This is a genomic window from Clostridium sp. LBM24168, from assembly GCF_052953915.1.
Genome location: NZ_CP196861.1, coordinates 2966645 through 2988086 on the forward strand (window position 1 = coordinate 2966645; position 21442 = coordinate 2988086).

Consider the following 21442-nt stretch of genomic DNA (forward strand, 5'->3'; position numbering starts at 1 on the left):
ATTAACAAGATACCTGTAGAATCTTTTCACAAAGGTTCTATTTAACTTCTATTTACATTGCCGCAGTAAAATATTCTCAAGGTGGTGAAGTGATGAATATGAGCAAAATCTTAATCGCGGACGATGACCCGAATATCCGTGAACTCGTTCGTGTTCACTTAAAGAATAATGGCTTTGATGTGGTTGAAGCCAAAGACGGGCGCGACGCGCTCGAAAAAATGGATTCCTCTCCCGACCTTGCGGTTATCGACCTTATGATGCCCAAAATGAATGGCTATGAGCTGTGCAAGGAACTCCGCAAGTATTATGACATGCCAGTCCTTATGCTGACGGCAAAGGGTGACTTAGGTTCCAAGGCAAAAGGTTTTGAAGTCGGTACAGACGATTATCTCATAAAGCCTTTCGAGGGCGAGGAACTTGTAATGCGTGTTAAGGCGTTGTTGCGACGTTACAAAATTGAGAGTTCGCAGCTTATCCAAATCGGAACTGTGGCCATCAATCGCAACAGCTTTACCGTCGATGGCGAGGATATTCCTCGGAAGGAGTTTGAACTGCTCTTCAAATTGGCAGGCTTTCCGGGAAGGACATTTAGCCGCGACAGTCTGATTGAAGATGTGTGGGGATATAACTTCGACGGCAACGAGCGTACCCTTGATGTGCATATCGGGAGGCTGCGCGAGCGTTTCCCAGCTGAAACAAGTGGTTTCAGGATTGTCACCGTGCGAGGTTTAGGCTATCGGTTGGAGGTGACGGCGTGAACAACAAGCTGAAAATCATTTTCGGTATACTTGGTTTTACGGTGGTGCTGACTCTGTGTGCTGTTGCGGGACACTTTCTGCTGCTGTTAATGGTGACCTTACCTGTTATCGTGGATATTATCGCTTCGCTATGGGTAGGTTTTTTGCTGTTTGCATTGCTGGCGAAGATTATGTATTTAATTCACCAAGACGATAACCATCGGCAAGGCTACTGGGAAAATACTTTGACTGCATTGGAACAAATCAGTCACGGGAACTTTTCCGTTTTACTCCCCGAAAACGAAGATATCCACTTCAATGAGCTTACGAAAGCCGTAAATGATATGGCAAGAAATCTTGGTGACCTCGACAAAATGCGTTCGGACTTCATTTCAAATGTGTCCCATGAGATACAGTCGCCGCTCACATCCATAAGTGGGTTCGCAGCACTTCTCAAAACCGATTTGCCCGAGGAGGAACGCCGCCGCTATGCCGAAATAATCGAAACCGAAGGCAAGCGATTGTCAGGACTGAGTGACAACCTAATGAAACTGTCGAGTCTTGATAACAAAACAATAACCCCACACGATTTCCGGCTTGACAAACAACTACAAAATATTATACTCGTGCTTGAACCGCATTGGTCTGCTAAGAATATCACTCTCGAAGTGAATTTAGAGAAAACCACGGTCAATGGTGATGAAGAACTGCTTTCACAAGTATGGATGAACTTGCTCCACAATGCGATTAAATTCACGCCGCAAGACGGGATTCTATATGTGTCACTGAAAGACGGATCTATAAAAATTGCCGATACGGGGTGCGGTATCCCGCAAGAAGAACTGCCACATATATTCGAACGGTTCTATAAGGTAGACAAAGCCCGCGACCGCAGTTTTGGCGGCAATGGGTTGGGGCTTTCGATAGTTAAGAAAGTCCTTGATTTGCACGGTTGGTTGATTGACGTAGAAAGTGAACTTGGCAAAGGTACGACCTTCACGATAACGCTTTCCAAAAAATAATCAATTCCGTTTAACCTCCGTTTAATTTGAAGACGTAGAATTGACTCATCAAATCAAATGGAGGTAATTTTATGAGTAATGTCATAGAGGTTAAAGATCTTGTCAAACAGTATAATGGCGCAAAATCGCCGTCTGTGAACGGCATAAGTTTCAACGTGGATGAGGGAGAATTTTTTGCCTTCCTCGGACCCAATGGGGCGGGCAAAACCACAACAATATCAATTCTTACAACCACGCTTGCTAAAACAAGCGGCCAGGTAATAATTGCGGGGTTTGATGTTGACAGACAGGCACGACAAGTTCGTGAGCATATAGGGATTATTTCGCAAAAGCCGAGCCTTGACACCAATCTTACTGCTGAGGAGAATATCCGTTTTCACGCCGCTTTATATGGAATGTACGCTTATTCTCCAAGTTTTAAGCTTATGCCAAAGGCCTATCGAGAACAGGTTGGGCAGCTAGCGGAAATCGTTGGCATATCGGATTCACTTTTTAAGCGCGTCAGCAAACTGTCCGGTGGTATGCAGCGTAAGTTCGAGATAATCCGCACTTTAATGCACACTCCTGACGTGATGTTCCTTGATGAGCCGACGCAAGGGCTTGACGCAGTGAGCCGCAGGGGATTGTGGGATTACATCGACACCGTGCGTGAGAGATTTGGTACAACAGTTTTCCTTACCACACACTACATTGACGAGGCAGAGAACGCCACAAATGTCTGTCTTATTAATAATGGGAAAATCGCATTTTGTGGTACACCAAACGCAATGAAGCGTCAGATTGCCTTTGACCCTACGCCGCGTGTGTGTATGCCATCACTTGAGGATGCATATATAGAGTTCCTAAATAAGAATAAGGAGGTTGTGTAAATATGGAAGCAGTCATTATAAAAAAACAATCACGTGCTGCCCGTGAAATCAGTGCTGTATGGGCGCTTATCTGTCGTGAAATCACCTCGGCGTTTAAGTCGCCGGGTATGCTCGTTATGAGCTTTGCAATGCCGATTATCATGATGGGTATGATAGGTGGCAATCTCACACAGAATATGGCGGGTGGTTTGGGTTTCAACTTCGGTTTGTTTATGCTTGTCGGAATGATGGTCAATATGCTCTATACCTTTACGTCAAACGGTGTCGCTTCACTTGTTGACGACCACGACAGTAATTTTTCCGAGGAACTCCTGGTTGCTCCTGTTTCGCGGTATGCCATCGTTATTGGCAAAATCCTTGGTTCCTGGTTGCCAGCGGCCACGAGTATGTTGGGTGCGATGATAGTTGGTGGGCTTATGGGCATTTCGCTCACATTGTCACAATTTCTTAGCATACTTGCTCTGTCACCTCTTATGTGCCTGTCGGCCGGCGCAATGGCAATTGTTCCTATCGGCTTGATAAAAGACCGCAAGATAGCCAATATGGTGACTATGCTGATTACGATGCCACAAATGTTCCTGTGTGGTGCGATTATCCCGATTAACCATTCAAGTGGAATCCTATGGTTGATTAGCAGGATTCTGCCTATGACATACAGTCTCGATCTTACCCGTGCTGTGGTGTATGCAGGAACGCAAGAATACAGTGCCGTTGTGATGTTTAGTCCTGCTGTGAGCATAGCTGCTACTGTTATAGTATCTGTTGTTTGTCTTGTAGTCGGTACGTTCTTCTATGCAAGGAGTGAGAAGAACAGGTAGAATGTCACGTTGAATTGAGAAGAAATAGGTATGTGCGATTTTACATTTTTCTAGACGTCCTTAACAGGACGTTTTTTCTATGCTTAAACTTGAGGTATTGATAGTGTATTTTTTCTTCGGCGAGGATAAGAGCGCCGATTGTGAAGCATATCATAGTATTTTAGACACGATTGATGGCTACCAGCATTGCTTTAAAAGATATAATTTTACCTGCAGTTTTTGCTGCAGGTTATTTAATATTGAGTTCTCTGTATCGATTTATTGCCCCATGGACTTCATATTTCCTTGGTAATGCCAGATTACCCGGACAATTCTGATATGGAAAAATGGATTCCATTCCGAAATCATCTATCTGTTTAAATAGTTTATCTACAGCTTGGGAAATTGTTATCTTGTCATCCACTATTTTCTTTTCGAGAAATTCCAGCATTGCCGCAATGCAATTTGTCTGGCTGTCATCTACAAGTTGTTCCAGTCCGCTTAAATCAATTGCAGATTTATTGTATATAATAAGATGTTTGCCTTTGGCTTTGATTTTGTTATGGGTTTCTTTTTGAATTGATCCATATTTGGCAATCACTCTTTGTGTAATATCTCCAAAGTTACTTTCTCCTGACTTTTCTCTTTTGTAACCTTCTGCCTTTGTAATTTCCCTTGCTATTTTTGTAACATCTTTTGGAATGTACTCATCCATCATTACAACATGATCTGCTTCATCAAAATAGTCACCAGATCCTCCTACAATCAAGATAGTTGAAACTCCATAATCTTTGTATAATGGTCTTATTTTATCAATAAAAGGAGTGATAGGTTCCTTGTCTTTAGATACAAGCTTCTGCATTCTTCCATCTCTTATCATGAAATTTGTTGCAGAAGTGTCTTCATCTATCAGAAGAAGTTTTGTGCCTGCTTCAAGAGCTTCCATTACATTTGCAGCCTGGGAAGTGCTTCCGCTTGCATTTTCCGTAGAAAATTGAAGGGTATCCTTGTTGTTTGGAAGATGGTTTATAAAAGGACTTATATTTACTTTTTCAATACTACGTCCGTCCTCCGCACGTATTTTAACTGCATCATTTCTTGTAATGACGAGTTCACGGCCGTCTTCTGGTATATGATTGTATACTCCCAACTCAAGTGCCCTCAATAAAGTGGATTTTCCATGGTAACCACCACCGACAATCAAGGTTATTCCCTCCGGAATTCCCATTCCCCTGACTGTTTTTTTGCTTGGAAGTAGCATTTCTGTTTCAAAGTTTTTGGGACTCTTAAATGGTACCGCTTTACTCAACAATGGTTTATCCGATACACCACTTTCACGGGGCAGAATAGATCCATTGGATATGAAAGCTACAAGTTTTCTTTTTATTAATTCATCTCTTATATATTCCTGATCCAGAATTAAGGTTACCTGATCTTTCAGGGGTTTATGGTTGATATTTTTGTAGATAAGTGAATTATCAACTATTTTAGGTATGATATTAGAAAAAATATTGTCTGCTGTTTTCCCTAAAACCCTTCTTCCGGCAGCAGGAAGACCTATTTCGAACCTGGCATCAATGTAGTCCTTTTTTATTATTATCGATGTTCTTTCAAGCATCTCCTGACCACAACTATCTATAATGATCAAGCCACTTTTCCCAGTTCCATTTTTTCTATTATTTGAATACTTTATGCTGTTTTCAAAAGTTCTTGTTAAAAAGTCGCATACTGCTGTTATCTTATGCTTTGAGTTTATAAGTTCATCAGGAAAACCAGCTGTTTTCCGGGAAATATTTACGTGACATTTGGAGGGTGGCGCAAATGGATCGGATTGAACATGATCTATAAACAGTACATAATCTCCTAAATCATATGCCCCTTTTATTTTTTTATAAGAAGAATATCCACTTCCATCTATTGAATATAATATTTTCTGAAGTTCACTATGATTTTTCAAGTTTGATTCCTCCTGTTGTAAAGTTTCAATAATTTTTGATCTATAAAAAGTATACATCTTCAATAATTATATTGGCAATTGGCTTTTATACTACAAATGTATTTTGATATTTGAGTTTTGCCATTATAAAATAATTTTATAGGTAAGATATTAATTATTCCGAGAAATGATTATGCCCTGTATTCAAATGAGGGTTAATGTAAAGATAATAAAAGATAAGCTGGGTAAAATCCTAGAACTCATTTCAGGAAAGTCATTGGATTAAAATTGGATATAAGTCCATCAAAGATTTATATTAAGTACAAAGAAGTAGGGCATTTGAGCTGAAACAGCAGTAATTTTTAATATATATTTAATAATAGCAATGAAAAAATTTTTTTAACCTATTGAAATATTATTATTTGTCTAGTATAATATTGGTTGTTCGTGTTGTAGTGTAGATATAATTTAAAATGTTATTTCATGAGTAAACCTATGGAGAGATGTCCGAGAGGTTGAAGGAGCACGCCTGGAAAGCGTGTGTAGGGGAAACTCTACCGGGGGTTCGAATCCCCCTCTCTCCGCCATTTAAACTTTGTCGTGCTAGATGGGGAGTTAGCGGTGCCCTGTACCTGCAATCCGCTATAGCAGGATTTAATTCCTTGCCTAGGCTACAAATTGTGGGGTCTGGCCCATAAAAGTGGCGTTGAGAACTGGGCCCTACGCAACGGAAACTCATGAACCCCGTCAGGTCCGGAAGGAAGCAGCGGTAAGTGATAATTTTCGTGTGCCGTGGAAAAACCTGGTTTGAGTTAACTGTATGGGTAACGCTTATGATTTGTTAGACGAAGCAAGGTGCACGACTTTAATAAATAACTGAAAATAACTGATTTTAAAGATACCTTAGGGTGTCTTTTTGTTTTACAGATTCAGGTCTAATATAATTAGAAATGTATATTAACTACTGTAATTTTATAGGTTATAATATATAGACATGAACATAACTAAAAAATTAAATACAAGAAAAAGGAAATATTATTGATTGAAGAATAAAAATTACAGCTTTTTATGAAAAATATACTTTACAATTAATTACAATATAAAAATTGGCAGAGTATCCCTAGGGTAAAAGTTGATGCTAAAAAATAATAGGTTTTAAATTAAGCTATTCTTTTTAATCCCGATAGGGATCTGGTTTTATCAGAGTTACCAGATTTTATAGCTGCTATCGCAGTTGTCAGAAGGCATATATGTCCTACAGTATTTAAGTTTGATACAGAATTTATATTTCTGACATAAGCTCTTTCGTTATTAAGCTTTTTCCATCTGGAATTATATCTTTCAGATTCTGTCCTCAGGCTGTAGATGGTTTTAAAAAATTTAGACTCATGATTAATTGAAGCCCTGTAGTCAGTACCTTTGCTGATATAACGGATACATCCTCTGTTTTTCCTGCCATTGAAATATTTTTCATGTTTGCAGGGACACAGTGAATCATCTTTAGATTTTTTAAATGGGCAGCAAAATTTTTGCTTGATGTATGAATCAAAATACTGTCGTCCATCTTTATGCATGGCTAGACCGCCTTGACAAATAATGTTGCCAGTGGAAGTTAATTTAGGATTTTTTTTCCCTCTTTTGTTAATGGCAATAAAGGCAAGACCTTTCAAGTTGTTTTTTATAAAATTATGATTTAACTTTGAATCATAGCCTTTATCTGCGACAACATAACTTCCATTAAGTGAAAACCAGCTATTTGTACCTGAAAGAAATTTAGTCAAGGTAGAAATTTCATTGATATCAGCAGTACTTGTATATTCATCTATAGGGAGTCCGGATATTGCATCACAGATAACGTGGTTTTTATAACCCCAGTAAAATTCATATTTCTTACTTGATTTATTGGAGTTATCATTGATTTTAACGTTCATGGAATTATTTGCAGTATGTACTCCAAGTTTACAATCTTTATCAGACTTTGGATTATTCTTCTTTGAAAATTTGTTTGATGCGAAGCATTTAGGGTTATTAAGTTTAGTGTTTGCTTTAACTGGAGTTGTATCAACAGATATAAAGTTGTTGTCTATAAAGCCAAGTTTCTTGAGAGTATTTACCTGATGTTTCATAATTTCTTTCAAACAAGAGTTTTCGATATTCTTTATGAACCTTTGAAAGGTCCTGTATGAAGGAAGTGGTTTAAGAATGTCAAAGCCACAAAGTTGTGCAATGATTAAATTATTTTCTAAAAAATCTTTAAGATCAGTAATTTGAGCAAACTTCTCACATTTCATGACTATAAAAGCTCTGAAAAGAGCGTGTCTTGAGAAACCGACAGGTCCGTATTTGGAAGGAACCCTATCGGGTAATGAAGATAAATTAATATTTTCAAAAATATCTGTGTAGAAGTTTATTGTGTTTTGTGAAGTGAAAAGCTCAATTATATTAAAGATTTCTTGACGTTGGTACATAGAGATTTCCTCCTTTTAGTGTTTTTATTATGTGATATTTTAAAAATTCGACAAAAGTTGAGGAAATCCTATGATATAAATTTTAGTGATAGAAAAAAATAGCCCTTATCGGGCTAGAGAAATGAGTGCCTTAGAGTTATGCTCAAGGCTATTATAATATATAGAAGAAGGTGATAATATGGCTTATACCGCACTATATAGAGAATGGAGACCTAAAACATTTAATGATGTAGTAGGTCAGGGGCATATAACTATAACGTTGAAAAATCAGATACTTAATAATAGAATAGCGCATGCCTATTTATTTTCAGGAACAAGGGGTACAGGAAAGACTTCGACAGCAAAAATTCTAGCCAAAGCAGTGAACTGTAGAAATTTACAAGAAGGTGAACCTTGTAATGAATGTGATATGTGTAAGAAAATAAATTCTGGGACTGCAATTGATGTGATTGAGATGGATGCTGCATCAAAAAGGCGGCTTGAAGATATAAAAGATGTAATAGAAAATGTAAAATATCCGCCACAGGAAGGAAAATATAAGGTCTATATAATGGACGAGGTACATATGCTTACTCAGGAAGCAGTCAATGCTTTTCTGAAGACATTAGAGGAACCTCCTAAAAATGTTATATTTATACTTGCAACTACAGATCCTCAAAAGCTTCCAGTTACTATATTATCAAGATGCCAGAAATTTGATTTTAGAAGAATAAAGAGCATTGATATATTTAAAAGGCTTAGATATATTGTAGACAGTGAAGGTGTACTGGCAGATGATAGAAGTTTGAATTTAATATCTAGAATTTGTGACGGAGCTATGAGAGATGCACTTAGTATACTTGATCAAGCAATATCAATGGGGGACAGTAGAGTCAAGTATGAAAATGTAGTTGATATGCTTGGACTGGTTACAAATGATAATTTATTCAGGCTTGTAGATAGTCTGATAGAGAGAAATATAGAAGACTGTATGAAGATAATTGACGATATAGTTCTAAGTGGAAAGGATATATATAATTTTATAAGAGATATGATAACTCACTTTAGGAATCTTTTAATGGTTAAGGTATCGCAAAATCCTGAAGATGTGTTAGATATGTCCGAGGAAAATGTAAAATTGATTAAGGATCAATCCCAAAAAATAAGGGTAGAAGAGATAATGAGGAATATAAGAATACTTCAAGATGCGGAGGAACAATCCAAATGGGTAAAGCAGAGTAGAATTTATCTTGAGCTTTCAGTTATAAAAATGTGCAAGATAGAATATGATACTTCAAAAGAAATTATACTATCAAGATTAAATAAATTGGAGGAATATATTAAAAGCAAAAATATAAAAATATCTGATAAAAAGGTACAATCAAATCCTGTATGTGATATTAACTCAAAACAGAAGGATAATACAAATAATGTTGAATTAGAGGATGAGAATACTATTAATGATGAAAACAATATAGATGAAGGTAATATTCATTCTAAAATAACTCTGGATATTGTAAAGAAGAAATGGAAGGATATACTTGAATCTTTTAAGGCAAGACATCAGATGGTAATTTTTGCAGCACTTACTACGGGAGAATTGGAAAAATGTATAAATGGCATTATAACTATAAAGTATAGCAAAAATTATGCTTTTCATAAGCAAAGACTTGAAAAAAGTGAGAATCAGAAAATTGTAGAATTAGTATTTTCAGACGTATTGAAAGAAAAAGTTAAGGTGAACTATATTATTGAAGGACAAAACATGAAAAATGAGCCTATGTCTAAAGAAAAAATACTAAAAGATACATTTGGAGAAGATATGGTGGAAATACTTGATGAATGACAGATTTATAGATAAACTAAAATTATGATATAATTAAGTTCAATATTAGTTCATTTAAGGAGGAAATTATATGGCAAAAGGCGGATTCCCTAACTTTGGTGGTGGGGGAAATATGAATAATTTGATGAAGCAGGCTCAAAAGATGCAAAAGCAGATGAAAGATATGCAGGAAGAGCTTGAAAATAAAGAATTTACGGCTACCGTTGGCGGCGGTGCAGTAACAGCAGTAGTAAATGGGAAAAAGTATATAAAGAGTATAAAGATAAAGCCTGAGGTAGTTGATCCGGATGATGTGGAAATGATTGAGGATTTGGTGCTTACTGCTTGCAATGAGGCATTGAAAAATGCAGATGAACAGACTGCTTCTGAAATGAAAAAGTTAACAGGAGGACTCAATATTCCAGGAATGTTTTAAACTATCCCCATCTTTTAAGATGGGGTTTTAAATTGAGGTAGGTGGATATAATGGATTTTTATCCAGTAGCTATAGAAAAATTAATTGAAGAATTTGCAAAACTTCCGGGTATAGGTTATAAAACTGCACAAAGACTTACACTTTATGTATTAAATTTACCGGAAGACGAAGTTAAAGAATTTGCAGATGCATTGGTTAAGGCCAGAGGAACTATAAGATATTGTTCTGTGTGTGGAAATTTTACAGATGCAGATCCATGTGATATATGTTCTAATCCTAATAGAGATAAAGAAACAATATGTGTAGTAGAGCAGCCTAAGGATATAATGGCTATAGAAAGAATTAAAGAATATAATGGAGTTTATCATGTACTTCATGGAAATATATCTCCTATGGCCGGAAGAGGGCCTGAAGATATAAAATTAAAGGAACTTGTAAGAAGAATGAACGGAGAAGTAAAAGAAGTGATAGTGGCTACTAATCCAAATGTGGAAGGTGAAGCTACTGCTATGTATATATCCAAGATATTAAAGCCTCTTGGTGTAAAAGTTACTAGAATTGCTCATGGAATTCCTGTTGGCGGAGATCTGGAATATTCAGATGAAGTTACACTTTCAAAGGCTATGGAAGGAAGAACGGAAATATAATTGAAATTGTATAATACTCCTAATTTATGTCAATTATTTAAACATAACATAAATTAGGAGGATTTTTATGAATAAAAAAAATATATTTAGATTTTTGCTTTCAAAAAGTTCAAAATATACAAAAAATCAGAGAAAATTACTAAATGACATAGAAAGAGCAAGAGAGGAAATAAAAAGATGCAGTATTTATTTTGATACAGTAAAAGAACCGCATCTTGTAGATTATGCTATACACATGGAGGAGGCTGCAAAAGCTAAGTACATGTATTTATTGAATGAAGCCAAGAAAAATGGAATTAAAGTAAATACGGAAAGTATGTTTAAAAATTCTGAAGTTGTAAAAAAATCTTCTTAAAAGAAAATTAACATATCTCATTTTGTATTAATACTTTTTTATTGATAGAATATAAATTAATAATAGATAGTCATATAATTAAAAATAATAGAGAAGTTGAATCAATACAATATGGGGGATGTGAAAATGTTTCAGTTTGAATATATAGGGTATTTCTTAATTGCTATTTTAGGTTTGTATATATTGGTAAAGGTGTTTGCATGGCCTATAAAAATATTATTTAAATTACTTGTAAATGCTGTGTTAGGTGCGCTTTTACTTATACTTGTAAATTTTATAGGAAGTTATTTTGGGTTTTATATAGGAATAAATGCGATAACTGCGATTATAGCAGGATTTTTTGGAATACCAGGAGTTATATTCTTAATTGTTTTTAAATTGTTTTTCTGATATATAGATGTATAATTGTAGATAAAAATATTTGATTGAAGCACCTTTTGTGGAGATGATAAGTTGAATTTCAATAAAAACATAGTAAAAGCCAAATTTATAAAAAGGACTAATAGATTTGAGGCATATGTAGATGTAGATGGTTTTGAAACTATTGTTCATGTTCCAAATACAGGAAGATGTAAGAAAATTTTGATTCCTGGAGTATCTGTAATATTGAGGGAAGAAAGTAACCTTAAGAGAAAAACGAAATATGATCTAATAGGAGCGTATAAAAATAATAGTCTTATAAATATAGATTCACAGGCACCAAATAAAGTAGTTGCCGAAGCTTTAATGAAAAAGAAGATAAATAATTTTGTGAAATATGAAAAAATTGAGAGAGAAAAAACTTTTGGTAACAGTAGATTTGATTTTAGACTTTCAGGAAATGGAATGAAGGAGTGCTATTTGGAGGTAAAAGGAGTCACTCTTGAAGAAAATGGTGTAACTAAATTTCCTGATGCTCCTACGGAAAGGGGAAGAAAACATGTATTTGAACTCATAGATGTAAAAAGATCTGGAAGAGAAGCTGCTATTTTATTTTTAATTCAAATGCAGGATGTTATTTATTTTACGCCTCAGGATAAAACAGATAAAGAATTTGGACAAGCTCTTAGATTAGCCTATAAAAAAGGAGTTAAGGTAATGGCTTACAATTGTATTGTAGGAGAAAGATCAATAACTTTAAAGGATGAAATAGAGGTTAAATTATAAAATATAGAAAAAACTTTATTAGACATGTATTAAACAAGTAGTTTATGTTTGAAAAATATTACATATATTATTATAATATAATAAAGTATGTTTTAAATAATTGTTACACTATTTTAAGGGGGGTGTAAGCTGCTTATATAGCAGTAAAATTATGAAATTTAAGTATTGTCCCATATGTGGGAAAAAATTAGAAGAAAGATATAGTTGGGATGAAGGTGGAGTACCTTATTGTCCAAAAGATGATATATTTTACTTTGACACTCCCAAACCGTGTATTATAGTTGCAGTATTAAATAAGGATAAAATATTACTACTTAAACAGAGTTATATATATAAGAATTCTAAAGTACTGCTTTCAGGGTATGTTACAACTGGTGAAACAGTTGAGGAAACTGTTCATAGAGAAGTATTTGAGGAATCAGGGCTTAAGGTTAAAGAACTTAGGTATCTTGGAAGCGAATATGTAAGCAATAAGGAAATAGTTATGCTCACATTTATGGCTAAATATGATGGAGGAGAGATTAGAAAATCTTCGGAAGTTGAAGGATTAAAATGGGCTAACGTTGAGGATGCTATTTATGAGATGAGTGAAGACGTTATAGGTAAAAAAATAGTAAAAAAGGTTCTGAGAATATTGGATAATGAAAGTGAGGATATAGAAAATAATTCGGATAAAGAGTTATAAGGGGGTATACAAATGGCTAAGTATGTACCAGAGATCAAAGGTATTTTAAAGAGACATGCTATTCAGTTACCAGAGGTTATAAGAGAAGCAAGCGGAATAAGGATATTTGGAAAAAGATTAAAATCTTTTGTATTTAGTACAGATGTAGCAGTTATAAAAAATACAAATGCTGATGCCGTTATTGCAGTTTATCCTTTTACTCCACAACCGCTTATAACTCATGCTATAGTTTCAGCTGCTGATATTCCAGTATTTTGTGGAGTAGGTGGTGGAATTGCACCCGGAAGAAGAGTTGTAAATCTAGCATTAGATGCGGAATTTAAAGGCGTTATGGGAGTCGTTGTAAATAGTAATACATCAAATAATGTTATACAGGAGATAAGAAATACAATAGATATACCTATAATAGTAACTTTGATATCAGAATATGAGAATGTTAAAGAAAGAATAGAGGCAGGTGCTACAATAATAAATGTAGCTGGTGCAGATAAGACAGATAAAATAGTCAGAAATATAAGAGAGCGGTATCCTACTTTTCCTATAATAGCCACAGGGGGACTTACAGATGAAAGTATAAGGGAGACTATAAAAGCTGGAGCCAATGCAATAACTTTTACTCCTCCTACTGCAAGTGATATATTAAGTGAAATCATGGTGAAATATAGAGAAAAATATGAAGAAAAGTATAAACATGACAGAAAAAATTAAATTTAATATTTTAGAAGGAGTTAATATGAAAGGTGTTTTATATTACTTTAGCGGCACTGGCAATACTAAATGGGTAGCAGATAAATTCAGAGATAATTTTAAAACTTACGGAGTAGATTTAAAATTAGTAAATATAGAAGATGAAGATAAAATTCAAAGTGAATGTTTTAAAAAGAATGACTTTATAATTGTAGGATCTCCAGTCCATGCTGAATTTCCACCTAAAATTGTATGTGATTTTTTGGATAAAATTAAACCACAGCATAGAAAAATTAAAGCAATAGTATATTCTACACAAGCTACAAAGTCGTCTTCCGCACCATGCTTTATGTCAAAATGTATTAAAAAAAAAGGATATGAAATTTCGATACAGATATATATAAAAATGCCAAACAATTATTATTTTAGTGCAGGAAAAGAACCGGATAAAAATAATATTGAAAGTTTACTTTCGGAAGCAGAAACAAAAATCAGCTATGTTGTAAAAAATTTTATGAATAATAAGATTTTAATTGAATCAAATAATGAGATTAGAGTTTATTTTAGTAAATTTTTTAATAAAGTGTTTAGAAGGACTATTCCAAAACTATCTAAAAATATATCATCTACAGAACAATGTGGTAAATGTGGGATCTGCCTTATGAATTGTCCTAAAAATAATATAACATTTGAAAATGGACGGGCAGTATTTAATAGCAAATGTATTTTGTGTATGAGATGTATACATATTTGCCCTATAAATGCAATAAGATATAAACATAAGAAAATAAATCAAACTCAAAAAAGTATTTTACGTTCATTGGAGATAAATAAATAGATTTTATGCACCTTATATCTAGGAAACTCATATATATAAATTAAATCAAATAATAAATATGTATAAAAAAATATTAAAAAAGTATTGACATATAAAATTTGAAATTCTATAATAGTTACAATCTCATAAATAAAATTTGAGATCTAAAATTAGAAGATATATTATATCCTATGACAAGAAAAGTAACTTGGATAAAGTTTGAGAGAGTCAGTATTTGGTGTAAACTGATACTTTTATTTTAAGTGAATCCACCTTAGAGGATTATTACGATGAGTAAGTACGGGAGATATCCGTTATTTATAAGAGAGGATTATATTGAATTTTAATGTAATCAATAAGGGTGGCAACGCGAGTCAATCGTCCCTATGGGGAGGATTGACTCGCGTTTTGTTTTATATTTATAGTTTTGAATATAAAGGCTATAAAATAGTAGATAGTTTTAATATTATCACTTTAACAATATATAACTTTGCATTAGTAAAGTAATCTTATTTTGGAGGGAGAAGAATGCATAAAAAATTATTTATTCCAGGACCAGTAGAGGTAAAACAGGACGTATTAGAAAAGATGGCTACACCTATGATAGGACATAGAAGCAAAGAAGCATCAGAACTTCAAAGACGTATTAGTGACAAATTAAGAAAAATATTTTACACTAAAGAGGAAATTTTGCTTTCTACTTCCTCAGGTACAGGCCTTATGGAAGGTGCTATAAGATGTAGTACGTTGAAAAGAGCTGCTGTATTTTCGGTAGGAGCATTTGGAAGTAGATGGCATAAAATTGCTGAATGCAATAATGTACCATCTGATTTATTTGAAGAAGAATGGGGTAAGGGAGTAGATGTTGATAGAATAGACAAAGCACTTTCTACAGGTAAATATGATGTTCTGTGTGTAACTCACAATGAGACCTCTACGGGTGTTATGAATCCTGTTGAGGAAATAGCAGAGGTATTAAAAAAATACCCAGAAGTAATTTGGTGTGTTGATACGGTTAGCTCAATGGGAGGCACAAAGATAGAAGTCGACAAATTAGGAATAGATATATGTCTTACCTCTACACAAAAAGCTATGGGTCTTCCACCGGGAATGTCTATATGTTCTTTTTCACAAAAAGCAGTGGAAAGAGCAAAAAAAATAAAATTTAGGGGATATTATCTCGATTTGTTATCATTATATGATTATATCCATAAAAAGGATTATCAATATCCGTCAACTCCTTCACTTTCACATATGTTTGCTATGGACTATCAGTTAGACAAAATACTAGAAGAAGGTCTTGAAAATAGATACAAGAGGCATTTAGAGATGGCCGAATATGTAAGAGAATGGGCAAGAAAATATTTTGCGCTTTATTCAGATGAAAGATATTTATCAAATACCGTAACAAATATAAAAAATACTAGAGATATTGATATTGGAAATTTGAATAAGCAACTTGGAGAAAGAGGGTTCCAAATATCGAATGGTTATGGAAAATTAAAAGGGAAAGCTTTTAGAATAGCACATATGGCTGATTTTACTTTGGATGATATAAAGGAACTGCTAGATAATATAAATGACATCTTGAAGTTATAAAATTATTATGAAATTTATTTATTTGTAATTTTAAAAATATTTAATCATTTAGGGAGGGTTTTAAATTGATAAGAATATTGGTCAGTGATGGGATGGAGAAAGTAGCTGTAGATAAACTTATAGAGGATGGATTTGAAGTTGTAGATAAACATTATGATGAAGAGGAAATGAAAGAGCAGATAAAGAATTTTGATGTAATAGTAGTCAGATCCGCTACTAAGATAAGAAAACCTCTTATAGATATTGCAAAAGGTGGAAGACTGAAACTTGTAATAAGGGGAGGAGTAGGACTTGATAATATAGATGTGGAATATGCAAGAGAAAATGGAATTCAAGTAAATAATACTCCAAATGCAAGCAGTGTATCAGTAGCAGAGATGACTTTGGCACATATGCTTACAATATCAAGGTATGTGAATAATTCAAATATTACCATGAGGCAAGGAAAATGGGAGAAGAAAAAATACAAAGGTGTAGAATTATATGGTAAGATACTTGGACTTGTAGGATTTGGAAGAATAGCAAAAGAGGTTGCAAAAAGAGCATATGCAATGGGAATGAAAGTAATATATTATGATAAGCTAGGGAAAGCTAAGGGATATAATGATTATGCTTTTTATCAGCTAAATGATTTGTTAAAAAAGGCAGATTATATATCAGTCCATATTCCATTTAGTAAAAATAACAGGGCTATAATTGGAAAGGAACAGTTCAATATAATGAAAGATGGAGTATATATAATAAATTGTGCTAGAGGTGGAGTAATAGATGAAGCTGAACTTATTGATGCACTCAACTCTGGAAAAGTAGCTGGGGCTGGAATTGATGTATTTTGCGATGAACCGGAAGCAAATCAGGAACTTATAAATAATGATAGAGTATCCGTAACACCTCATATAGCAGGTTCAACAAAAGAGGCCCAGCAAAGAATTGGTATTGAGATAGTAAATATAGTTGAAAATTTTTTTAATGTTGTACGTAAAAAAGTTATAAATGAATAGAATTTATTGTTTATAGGAATTAATTGGAGGATAAGATGGCTATTGTAAAGGCATTTAAAGCTGTAAGGCCAAGGGAAGATCTGGCTCGAAAAGTTGCTGCTCTTCCTTATGATGTTATGAGCAGTGATGAAGCGAGGGAAGAGGTAAAAGGAAATAAATATTCTTTTCTTCACGTAGACAAGGCTGAGGTTGATTTGAATGAGGATATAGATATATATGATACAAAAGTATATGAAAAAGCAAGAGAAAACCTTCAAAATTTGATTTCTCAAGGTGTATTTGTGCAAGATAAAAAACCATATTTGTATATATATAGACTAACTATGAATGGAAAAAGTCAGACAGGAATAGTAGGATGTACCTCTATTGATGATTATATAAATAATAATATAAAAAAACACGAATATACAAGACAGGACAAAGAGATAGACAGGATAAACCATGTTGATTATTGTGATGCAAATACAGGACCTATATTCATGACTTACAGATATAATAAGGATATTGATAATATAATAAAAAAATGGACACAAAAAAAACCTATATATAATTTTACTGCTGAAGATGGGGTAATTCATACAGTATGGATTATAGATAATGATAATACAATCTCGGATATACAAAATATATTCAAAACTATAGATAGTCTTTATATAGCAGATGGACATCATAGAGCTGCATCTGCTGTAAAAGTTGGTATTAAAAGAAGAGAAGAAAATAAAAGTTATTCTGTAGATGAAGAATTCAACTTTTTCATGTCTGTAGTTTTTCCGGATTCCGATTTGCATATTATAGACTATAATAGAGTAGTTAAAGATTTGAATGGACTTACAGTTGAAAATTATATAAATAAGGTAAGTGAAAAATTTGAAGTAATTATTTATAAGGGTGAGGGGCAATATAAACCTTGTGAGAAACATACTTATGGAATGTATTTGGATGGTATATGGTATAAACTTATTGCGAAACAGGATGTTTATTTAAATAAGGATGTGGTTTCAAGTTTAGATGTAGCTATTCTTCAAAACAATTTACTTGATCCTATTTTGGGAATAAGGGATCCAAGGCAGGATAGCAGAATAGATTTTGTAGGTGGAATAAGGGGGCTTAAAGAACTGGAAAACAAAGTAGACAGTGGAGAGTATAAATTAGCATTTTCTATGTATCCAGTTACCTTGGAAGAATTGATGAAAATTGCAGATGAGGGAAAAGTAATGCCACCTAAATCTACGTGGTTTGAACCTAAGCTTAGAAGTGGGTTGTTTGTTCATAAATTAAAATAAAGTTTTATTGAATGTGGAATAGAGTATACGCTTTACTCCACATTTTTTATGCTATAATATACGTAGTTTATAATTAGGAGAGGTAGAAATGCTAAAGAAACGATTTGTGGCTATTGATTCAGTTAATGACAGCAATAGAGAATATATCATAAGAGATAATTTGGGTATAACCATAGGTAGAGTATTTATAATTGATTTTTCTAGGTCAAATAAATATGGATTGCTTAGAATGAGATTTTATAAATCTGGTGATACAGGTTATAAGTTGTTGAGGGATTCTCTTAGTATGCTTGTAGAAATGTTATTTCAGAATATGAATTTGAATAAGATAAATATATTAACAGATGAAGATGTAAGCATAGACACATTCGTTGATTTAGGCTTTGAAATTGAGGGTATAATATCAAATAGTATAAAAAATGGAACGAAATATAAGAATGAAATATTATTTGGATTGGATTTTAATAGATTTAAAAGTATAAGTATAGATAGAAGTTTACATATAAGTGGGGAGAACATAAATATTAAAGTACTTACACCAAGAGATGCAAAGAACGTTCTCGATTATTATTTAAAAAATAAGGACTATTTGAAAAAATTTGAGCCTGATCGTGAAAAAAATTTTTATACATTGGACATGCAAAAGAAGAATCTTATTGAAAGTTATAAAGATTTTTTAAATGGTAAAAATATAAATTTTGGTATATATAAAAATTTGGAATTAATAGGTAAAATACAAATATCAAATATAATAATAGGAGTATTTAAAAGTGCTTTTGTAGGATATTCTATAGATGAAGACGAACAAGGAAAAGGCTATATGAAAGAAGCTGTGAATCTTGTTATAAAATATGCTTTTGAAGAAATTGGTCTCCATAGGTTAGAGGCATCTACTCTTGTAGATAATCTGAAATCTCAGAGAGTACTTAAAGCATGTGGCTTTAGTAAACTGGGTATAAATAATAGCTATTTATTTATAAATGGAAAATGGAGGGATCACATAACATTTTATAAGATTAATTCTGAAATATTATAGTTATTAATATAAACATAACCGTGTGTATCTATATATAAAAAAGTTAGAAATGAATAGAAAAAAAGAGATAAGGACAAAATAAGCTTATAATATGGAAGAATGAATAAATTGTAGAATAATAACCTGTGATATAATAACATTCGTTGTCCACAAAAGGCAACAGAAGCTAGTTATTTCAATCTGTTGTTGCAATGTATTAAAAAATGTTGACAAACAATAGATGAGATGATACAATGTAAAAGCTGTCCAAAAGGGCGGCAGAAGAAGAGAAATGATCCTTGAAAATTAAACAGAATAGAAACAAGTGAAAACTTGAAGAAATAAACCAGCAATTCTTTTGGGCTGCAGAGATGCAGCAATGAAGTAAATGAGTAGAGACAAACTTTTAAATTGAGAGTTTGATCCTGGCTCAGGACGAACGCTGGCGGCGTGCCTAACACATGCAAGTCGAGCGAAGGAACCCCTTCGGGGGCGACTTAGCGGCGGACGGGTGAGTAACACGTGGGTAACCTGCCTCAAAGAGGGGGATAGCCTCCCGAAAGGGAGATTAATACCGCATAACACCAGAAATCGCATGAATTCTGGATGAAAGGAGAAATCCGCTTTGAGATGGACCCGCGGCGCATTAGCTAGTTGGTGGGGTAGAAGCCTACCAAGGCAACGATGCGTAGCCGACCTGAGAGGGTGATCGGCCACATTGGAACTGAGATACGGTCCAGACTCCTACGGGAGGCAGCAGTGGGGAATATTGCACAATGGGCGAAAGCCTGATGCAGCAACGCCGCGTGGGTGATGAAGGTCTTCGGATTGTAAAGCCCTGTCTTCTGGGACGATAATGACGGTACCAGAGGAGGAAGCCACGGCTAACTACGTGCCAGCAGCCGCGGTAATACGTAGGTGGCGAGCGTTGTCCGGATTTACTGGGCGTAAAGGGTGCGTAGGCGGATGTTTAAGTGAGATGTGAAATACCCGGGCTTAACCTGGGTGCTGCATTTCAAACTGGATATCTGGAGTGCAGGAGAGGAGAACGGAATTCCTAGTGTAGCGGTGAAATGCGTAGAGATTAGGAAGAACACCAGTGGCGAAGGCGGTTCTCTGGACTGTAACTGACGCTGAGGCACGAAAGCGTGGGTAGCAAACAGGATTAGATACCCTGGTAGTCCACGCCGTAAACGATGAGTACTAGGTGTAGGAGGTATCGACCCCTTCTGTGCCGCAGTAAACACAATAAGTACTCCGCCTGGGAAGTACGATCGCAAGATTAAAACTCAAAGGAATTGACGGGGGCCCGCACAAGCAGCGGAGCATGTGGTTTAATTCGAAGCAACGCGAAGAACCTTACCTGGACTTGACATCCCCTGCATAGCCTGGAGACAGGCGAAGCCCTTCGGGGCAGGGAGACAGGTGGTGCATGGTTGTCGTCAGCTCGTGTCGTGAGATGTTAGGTTAAGTCCTGCAACGAGCGCAACCCTTGTTGTTAGTTGCTAACATTAAGATGAGCACTCTAACGAGACTGCCGCGGTTAACGCGGAGGAAGGTGGGGATGACGTCAAATCATCATGCCCCTTATGTCCAGGGCGACACACGTGCTACAATGGGCAGAACAAAGAGAAGCAATACCGCGAGGTGGAGCGAAACTCAAAAACTGTTCCCAGTTCGGATTGCAGGCTGAAACCCGCCTGCATGAAGCTGGAGTTGCTAGTAATCGCGAATCAGCATGTCGCGGTGAATACGTTCCCGGGCCTTGTACACACCGCCCGTCACACCATGAGAGCTGGCAACACCCGAAGTCCGTAGCCTAACTTAGGAGGGCGCGGCCGAAGGTGGGGTTAGTGATTGGGGTGAAGTCGTAACAAGGTAGCCGTAGGAGAACCTGCGGCTGGATCACCTCCTTTCTAAGGAGAAATGAAACAGTAATACTGTTTCAAAATGTTGGTAGTTTGTTTGAATTAGTAACTTGTAAAAATTGATAGTAACGAGCAGATTGAGGAAAAACGCGAATGAGGAGCAGAGTTTACCTGTGTAAATGAGCACCGCAGTGAGTGGTTTTGACGAAAAGATGCGAAGTTAATAGAAATTTTTATTCTGTTTAATTTTGAAGGATTATATCCTTCAAA

Annotated in this window: 19 protein-coding genes, 1 tRNA gene, 1 rRNA gene, 1 other RNA gene and 1 other annotated feature; of the genes, 20 read left to right on the plus strand and 2 right to left on the minus strand. The window is 34.9% G+C overall.

Annotation, left to right across the window (positions count from 1 at the left end):
• Positions 1-98: 98 nt before the first annotated feature.
• From ACSVC9_RS14815 to ACSVC9_RS14830, 4 genes are all read left to right on the plus strand, one after another.
• Complete coding sequence (locus ACSVC9_RS14815; protein WP_446899872.1) at positions 99-758, plus strand: response regulator transcription factor; 660 nt, start codon at positions 99-101, stop codon at positions 756-758.
• A complete protein-coding gene (locus tag ACSVC9_RS14820) occupies positions 755-1759 on the plus strand; it encodes a sensor histidine kinase (RefSeq protein WP_446898188.1) in 1005 nt (334 codons plus the stop codon). Before ACSVC9_RS14815 ends, ACSVC9_RS14820 begins: the two co-directional genes overlap by 4 nt.
• Positions 1760-1830: 71 nt before the next feature.
• The gene (locus ACSVC9_RS14825) at positions 1831-2628 is read left to right on the plus strand and encodes an ABC transporter ATP-binding protein (protein WP_446898189.1); all 798 of its coding nucleotides are present in this window, start codon (positions 1831-1833) and stop codon (positions 2626-2628) included.
• Between the two features lie 2 nt (positions 2629-2630).
• Positions 2631-3446: an ABC transporter permease gene (locus ACSVC9_RS14830; protein WP_446898190.1), complete on the plus strand. Its 816-nt coding sequence runs from the start codon at positions 2631-2633 to the stop codon at positions 3444-3446.
• A 229-nt stretch (positions 3447-3675) separates the two neighbouring features.
• On the opposite strand, the gene ACSVC9_RS14835 is transcribed toward ACSVC9_RS14830, so the two are convergent.
• On the minus strand, positions 3676-5382 hold the full coding sequence (locus ACSVC9_RS14835) for an ABC-ATPase domain-containing protein (RefSeq protein WP_446898191.1): 1707 nt from the start codon (positions 5380-5382) through the stop codon (positions 3676-3678).
• A gap of 476 nt (positions 5383-5858) precedes the next feature.
• Here ACSVC9_RS14835 and ACSVC9_RS14840 point away from each other — a divergent pair.
• Both ACSVC9_RS14840 and ffs read left to right on the plus strand, forming a co-directional pair.
• Positions 5859-5948 (plus strand) — tRNA-Ser (locus tag ACSVC9_RS14840).
• 11 nt (positions 5949-5959) lie between these two features.
• Positions 5960-6224, plus strand: an RNA gene (ffs, locus tag ACSVC9_RS14845) — signal recognition particle sRNA large type.
• 297 nt (positions 6225-6521) lie between these two features.
• Here the strand turns inward: ffs and ACSVC9_RS14850 are convergent.
• Complete coding sequence (locus ACSVC9_RS14850; RefSeq protein WP_446897050.1) at positions 6522-7829, minus strand: transposase; 1308 nt, start codon at positions 7827-7829, stop codon at positions 6522-6524.
• Between the two features lie 178 nt (positions 7830-8007).
• Between ACSVC9_RS14850 and dnaX the strand changes: the two genes are divergently transcribed.
• The 14 genes from dnaX (at position 8008) to ACSVC9_RS14920 (ending at position 21220) form a co-directional block, all read left to right on the plus strand.
• On the plus strand, positions 8008-9654 hold the full coding sequence (dnaX, locus tag ACSVC9_RS14855) for a DNA polymerase III subunit gamma/tau (protein WP_446898192.1): 1647 nt from the start codon (positions 8008-8010) through the stop codon (positions 9652-9654).
• A 70-nt stretch (positions 9655-9724) separates the two neighbouring features.
• The gene (locus ACSVC9_RS14860; RefSeq protein WP_446898193.1) at positions 9725-10069 is read left to right on the plus strand and encodes a YbaB/EbfC family nucleoid-associated protein; all 345 of its coding nucleotides are present in this window, start codon (positions 9725-9727) and stop codon (positions 10067-10069) included.
• A 50-nt stretch (positions 10070-10119) separates the two neighbouring features.
• On the plus strand, positions 10120-10716 hold the full coding sequence (gene recR / locus ACSVC9_RS14865) for a recombination mediator RecR (protein ID WP_446898194.1): 597 nt from the start codon (positions 10120-10122) through the stop codon (positions 10714-10716).
• A gap of 67 nt (positions 10717-10783) precedes the next feature.
• Positions 10784-11071: a DUF2508 family protein gene (locus tag ACSVC9_RS14870; protein WP_446898195.1), complete on the plus strand. Its 288-nt coding sequence runs from the start codon at positions 10784-10786 to the stop codon at positions 11069-11071.
• Positions 11072-11197: 126 nt separating this feature from the next.
• Positions 11198-11461 (plus strand): pro-sigmaK processing inhibitor BofA family protein, encoded by a 264-nt coding sequence (locus tag ACSVC9_RS14875; RefSeq protein WP_446898196.1) that lies wholly within the window; start codon positions 11198-11200, stop codon positions 11459-11461.
• 63 nt (positions 11462-11524) lie between these two features.
• On the plus strand, positions 11525-12217 hold the full coding sequence (gene sfsA / locus ACSVC9_RS14880; RefSeq protein WP_446898197.1) for a DNA/RNA nuclease SfsA: 693 nt from the start codon (positions 11525-11527) through the stop codon (positions 12215-12217).
• 151 nt (positions 12218-12368) lie between these two features.
• Entirely contained in the window at positions 12369-12902 is a 534-nt protein-coding gene (locus ACSVC9_RS14885) for an NAD(+) diphosphatase (RefSeq protein ID WP_446898198.1), read from the plus strand.
• 12 nt (positions 12903-12914) lie between these two features.
• On the plus strand, positions 12915-13610 hold the full coding sequence (locus ACSVC9_RS14890; protein WP_446898199.1) for a hydrolase: 696 nt from the start codon (positions 12915-12917) through the stop codon (positions 13608-13610).
• A gap of 25 nt (positions 13611-13635) precedes the next feature.
• A complete protein-coding gene (locus ACSVC9_RS14895; protein ID WP_446898200.1) occupies positions 13636-14427 on the plus strand; it encodes an EFR1 family ferrodoxin in 792 nt (263 codons plus the stop codon).
• A 161-nt stretch (positions 14428-14588) separates the two neighbouring features.
• Positions 14589-14795, plus strand: a binding site (T-box leader).
• 139 nt (positions 14796-14934) lie between these two features.
• Positions 14935-16005, plus strand: coding sequence for a pyridoxal-phosphate-dependent aminotransferase family protein (locus ACSVC9_RS14900; protein ID WP_446898201.1), 1071 nt, complete (start codon positions 14935-14937; stop codon positions 16003-16005).
• Between the two features lie 65 nt (positions 16006-16070).
• A complete protein-coding gene (locus ACSVC9_RS14905; RefSeq protein WP_446898202.1) occupies positions 16071-17006 on the plus strand; it encodes a D-2-hydroxyacid dehydrogenase in 936 nt (311 codons plus the stop codon).
• Between the two features lie 35 nt (positions 17007-17041).
• Entirely contained in the window at positions 17042-18289 is a 1248-nt protein-coding gene (locus ACSVC9_RS14910) for a DUF1015 domain-containing protein (RefSeq protein WP_446898203.1), read from the plus strand.
• Between the two features lie 88 nt (positions 18290-18377).
• The gene (locus ACSVC9_RS14915) at positions 18378-19325 is read left to right on the plus strand and encodes a GNAT family N-acetyltransferase (RefSeq protein WP_446898204.1); all 948 of its coding nucleotides are present in this window, start codon (positions 18378-18380) and stop codon (positions 19323-19325) included.
• Between the two features lie 386 nt (positions 19326-19711).
• Positions 19712-21220: ribosomal RNA gene (locus ACSVC9_RS14920) — 16S ribosomal RNA — on the plus strand.
• Positions 21221-21442: the final 222 nt, after the last annotated feature.